A 3,025-nucleotide genomic window follows, 5' to 3' on the forward strand; every position below is an offset into this window, starting at 1 on the left:
ACTCGGTCTGCGTTCATCCTGAGCGGAGTCGAAGGATGACTGGCACGATAATCGATGCCGGAGTCCACGCCCTTCGACAGACTCAGGACGAACGGAGGTTCGAGGCTCAGAAAAGTCGGAATTATTTCGGCCCAATTCCTATGGGAAAAGAAGAGGATACCCGGGAACTGGTTTCTTTGGGGGGGATTGATGTTTGAGAGTGAAACCTGAACCGGCAGCCACCGATGCCGGTATCGCGGTTCCGGGAAGCCGGATAAGTGATGGTATTCAGGCGCTCGATGGCCACCGGCTATTGCGGGTTTTCCCAACCCACTGTTTTTCCAGCCCTATGGTGATACAGCGGGCAGTGTTGAACAGATTCTCACACAGTTCTGAAATTCCCTTTTCTTGGCTGTTAGCCTTAAACATTTGTAGCAAGAACTCACAGTAATCCCGCTACTGACAAAAATAAAATCATCCTTATTTACATCTATATTTGTATCTGGAATTTTGTAAACCCGGAAGCTCTGAAATGACTCCTCTACTCACTTCCTGCGTAACCATAACGCCACCGTCTGATTCCGCTGCCGCTGATAGCGGCCATAGCCCGGAGCGGGGCTCGGTCTGGCCGGGCTTCTGGAATGTCAGTAAGACAGTGGCTCAATCCTTTCATCCCGGCTTTAACCCCGGCCCGGGGCCTGATCAGCCCGGTGGCCCATGGATACAACTGAAGATTCAACCTAAAGAGCTGGCCCTGCGTCTGGTCCAGAAAGCCATACCGGCCAATAGCTATCTGAATACCATTAATCAGTTAGCCATGGCCTGTCTGGCGCTGGCCAGCCTGCCAGGTTGTCGGGGCCAGGCGCCACCGGGCAGCGATCCTGTAAACACCGATGGCACAACCACCCAACCGGGCTGCAAAGACGAGCCAATTCCTGTTCAGAGCAATGCTGACTTGGCCAAAATCGGGAAGGAGCGATGCTATCGCGCCAATGGCAAGTACGAACAGATCGCTAATATTGCTGCCGACAACCACTCGCCCATCCATAACTTCAATGGTGAGTATAACGGTAACGGCAAGCGTATCAGCAACCTGAACAACTGCCTGTTCTTGCAGGTGAAAGATAAGGGAGTAGTACGTAATGTGGTGGTCAAATATGCCACCATTATAAGTATAAATGACAGACTATTTTACGGTAATAAGGGCCTTATTGCCTGTGAAGCCAGCGGACACTCGTTGTTGAAAAATAACACCGTGGAACATTCTGATGTCTTAGTGAGAGGCCGCAGGCCTATGAGGATAGGAATGCTGGCGGGAGAGATCAGGGGCAACTCAAAACTGGAAGGCAACCAAGTCAAGCACTCGACGATGAGCGCAAATACATTAAAGCTACTGTCTGCCTCTATAGGAATATTAACCGGAAGGGCCAAAGGATCTGCTTCCCTGGACAGCAACTCGATTGACCATTGCCAGATCACAGCAGTTAACTCAGGCACCCCTTATTACCCAAACACCCCTGAGATTTATACCGGCCTGATGGCTGGGAGCATGGACGATAACGTTTATGTCAGCAACTCGAGACTTACCAATAACCGGCTGGAAGATAACACTCGAACGGTCTGCGCCGGTGGTGTCGCAGGGAGGGCGGACGGCGCAACTGTAGAGGGTACCCATGCCATCAATAACACCCTGCTTTCGCAGATATGGTTCGCACCAAACCCAAAGATTGCGGTAGTTGTTGCCAATGCAGTCAAGTGCCGTATTAGCGATACCACTGCTATCAATAACCACCTTGAATTAAAAGAAGGTTTTGGAAAAAATTCCTGGTACGGTACGCCCGCCACAGGAATCGTAACAGCAAGTTGTGCTCAAAGCACAATCAAAAATACTCTGGCCGAACATAATAAATTGTTCTGCGCAGGTAAGGTAGCGGTTGCTACTGCCTATCTCGAAGATAAATGCGAGATCCATAACACCACCGCCAGAAATATGATCATTGAAGCCAGACAAGGTGACAATAACCAAACTGCTGCGGCGATTGCTGCGGCCAGTTTTGGAAGATACGCGTTCTACAACAATAAGATTAGCCAGACAACCGCTATCAATTGTCAGATATCAGCTCAAGGAACAAATGGTTATGCCGCAGTGGGAGCTGGCTATCGAGGTGCAAGGGGGCTTGTAACCATCAGCGATACCACTGCCTGCAACAGTCACATCAAGGGCGTTCACGCAGGCATAGCCGCTGGCGACACTACTCACCCATTTACGCGTACCCTTGCCTGTAACACCACACTCAACGCCCGGTTGGAAAACCCTGGTTGCGCCAAGGCCAACTGTGCGAAGGAAAGCACTGACGCTCCTCCCACACGACTCAACACGACCGCCACAGCTGGCAGTTATCACACGACAACGCTATCAACGAGCCTGCCAAGCTCACAGATGGCCAGTTCGGCAGTTTCATCAACGACTCTGTTCTCAAGCAGAGATCAATCGCCCACTGTTGATCGACATTTGTCGTTCAAAACAGTAACGGCTACTCAACACCAGCCAGTACCATCTGTCACTGTGCCTTCTGCATCGGTTAACGGAACCGATAACCACACTATTCTCCCCCTTAACCACGACGAAGTTCATACAGGCATTCCGGTTCCTGCCCTGGTCGGAGGGGCAGTAGCGGGGATTCTCACGGGTGGCATAATGCTGTATGCCATCTACCAGTGGTATCAGGGCTACAAGCAAGGGTTAAGCGGCAAAGAGTTAGTCCTGCGGCCCATGACCTGGATCAGGGATGCGATTTGCTGCAATGCGTCAGCTATTGACAACAGAGCGAATAGCAATGAACTGGTTTCTTTAGTGTCCGAATATTGATGGCTGACAGTGAATTCTGAAACAGCCTCGTTAATTACCTTCTCAGGGTAGACATTAAGGAATACTTCCTAATATTACCACAGCCCATTCTTTCCTTAGCTTTTGCGAACCAGTGCAGGCGCGTTGGTTTGTTGCGGGTCTTGAATTGGAACCACGAAACACACGAAGAGCACAAAT

The 3,025-nt window shown here is 50.5% G+C and carries 2 protein-coding genes; both read left to right on the forward strand.

Annotated elements, in window-relative coordinates; genetic code table 11:
* Positions 1-197, forward strand: a 197-nt coding sequence (locus tag KDK14_RS10720) for a hypothetical protein (RefSeq protein WP_257265102.1), incomplete at its 5' end; no start/stop codon positions are given.
* A 314-nt stretch (positions 198-511) separates the two neighbouring features.
* The gene (locus tag KDK14_RS10725; protein WP_257265103.1) at positions 512-2,848 is read left to right on the forward strand and encodes a hypothetical protein; all 2,337 of its coding nucleotides are present in this window, start codon (positions 512-514) and stop codon (positions 2,846-2,848) included.
* Positions 2,849-3,025 lie beyond the last annotated feature (177 nt).

Origin of the sequence: Endozoicomonas sp. ONNA2 (assembly GCF_024606365.1) — a bacterium.
GTDB lineage: Bacteria > Pseudomonadota > Gammaproteobacteria > Pseudomonadales > Endozoicomonadaceae > Endozoicomonas.

Excerpts from the sequence above, each read along its gene's own strand:
- KDK14_RS10725 (WP_257265103.1), top strand. The coding sequence starts at position 512 with ATGACTCCTCTACTCACTTCCTGCGTAACCATAACGCCACCGTCTGAT.